Here is a 1,335-nt window from a genome sequence, read left to right on the forward strand (position 1 = left end):
GAGAGTGTCCGACCTTCTGTGTATGAGTAATTTGGCCCATGCTTCCAAAACGAAGGAGCATGATGACAATGACGATTTCCAAAGAACTACTGGATGAGCTGCTGAGCGGCGTTGAACGGCCAGAGGATTTGCTGGGTGACAAAGGCCTGATGAAGGAGCTCAAAGTCCGGCTGATGGAACGGATGCTGGGCGCTGAGTTGACCGAGCATCTGGGTTATGAACCGCATGGCGAGCCCGCGGCACAACAGGCCAACCGGCGCAATGGTTCAACGCGCAAAGTCTTGAAGGGCAATGACGGCGCGGTGCCCATCGACATTCCGCGTGATCGTGATGGCAGTTTCGAACCGGAGCTGATCCAGAAGGGCCAGACCCGGATTGACGGGATGGATGACAAGATTATTGGCCTTTATGCCGCCGGATTGTCGACCCGCGATATCCGCGCCCATCTTGAAGAAGTTTACGGCCTGAAGGTTTCCGCCGACCTTGTCAGTCGCGTCACTGATGCCGTTCTGGAGGAGGTGTCTGACTGGCAGAACCGCGCCCTGGAGCCGATGTATCCGATTGTTTTCCTCGATGCGCTTCGGGTCAAAATCCGCGATGCAGAAAGCCGTCAGGTCAAAAACAAGGCTGTCTATGTGGCCTTAGGCGTCACCCCTGAGGGTGAACGCGAGGTTCTTGGCTTGTGGATCGCGGGGAACGAGGGGGCCAAATTCTGGCTCTCGGTGATGAACAATCTGCGCAATCGCGGGGTCGAAGATATCCTGATCGCCGTCGTCGACGGCCTGAAGGGCTTCTCAGACGCCATCAACGCCGCGTTCCCCGAGGCCACAGTTCAAACTTGCATCGTGCATCTCGTGCGCCATTCTCTGAACTTCTGCGGATGGAAAGACCGCAAGGCCGTGGCCAAAGACCTGCGCCGGATTTATCAGGCCGTGGACGACAAGGAAGCCGCCAAAGCCCTTGATGATTTTGAAGCTGAGTGGGGTCAGAAATACCCTTCAATCGCGCCCTCATGGCGGCGGGCATGGCAGGAGGTCATCCCGTTCTTTGCCTTCCCGCCAGCCGTGCGCAAAATCATCTACACCACAAATGCGATAGAAAGCCTCAACAGGGTCATCCGCAAAACCACCAAAACGCGCGGCAGCTTCCCAACGGACGATGCCGCCAGCAAGCTGATCTATCTGGCGATCCGCAGCTTCGAGAAGGCTGGCCACTGCGTCAGGGAATGGGTTGCCGCCCGCAACCAGTTCGCTATCCTATACCCAGAACGGTTCAACAAATGATCCGTTTCAAACGCATGGGCTAAGCCTCATACACAGAGTTTCGGATACTCCC

General features: G+C 56.6%; 1 protein-coding gene. It reads left to right on the plus strand.

Annotated features, from left to right (window positions below):
- Positions 1–68 precede the first annotated feature (68 nt).
- On the plus strand, positions 69–1,283 hold the full coding sequence (locus ROG8370_RS19825; protein ID WP_085828829.1) for an IS256 family transposase: 1,215 nt from the start codon (positions 69–71) through the stop codon (positions 1,281–1,283).
- The last annotated feature ends 52 nt before the right edge of the window (positions 1,284–1,335 follow it).

This window comes from Roseovarius gaetbuli (assembly GCF_900172365.1).
GTDB lineage: Bacteria > Pseudomonadota > Alphaproteobacteria > Rhodobacterales > Rhodobacteraceae > Roseovarius > Roseovarius gaetbuli.